1 pseudogene is annotated in these 320 nt (G+C 31.6%); it reads left to right on the top strand.

Annotated elements, in window-relative coordinates:
- Positions 1 to 243: 243 nt before the first annotated feature.
- Positions 244 to 320: pseudogene (locus QZ327_RS04875) on the top strand (GlsB/YeaQ/YmgE family stress response membrane protein); the annotation flags it as partial.

A 320-nucleotide genomic window follows, 5' to 3' on the forward strand; every position in this document is an offset into this window, starting at 1 on the left:
CGAACTATTTTTTCAATGTTCTGTTTTTCAGTATGTGACAGGAACTAAAGTTCGTAACATTATTAAAAACTATAATCATGAAAAATCTAAGTTTTGATTTACGAGTCAGATTAATAGCCGGTTCTGTTATCGGATCTGTAGTTTATTTATTGTCACTGCTTGCAAGCAGATAAAGAGAGGATATATCTTACATATATTTACATGTAAATTTTAAAACTGAGTGTGTAACTAAAAAAATTGCCTATGTATTTTCTATGGTATATTATTATTGGAATCGTTTCCGGATTTGTTGCCGGTAAACTTATGCGGGGCGGTGGCTT

The organism is uncultured Bacteroides sp., assembly GCF_910578895.1.
GTDB lineage: Bacteria > Bacteroidota > Bacteroidia > Bacteroidales > Bacteroidaceae > Bacteroides.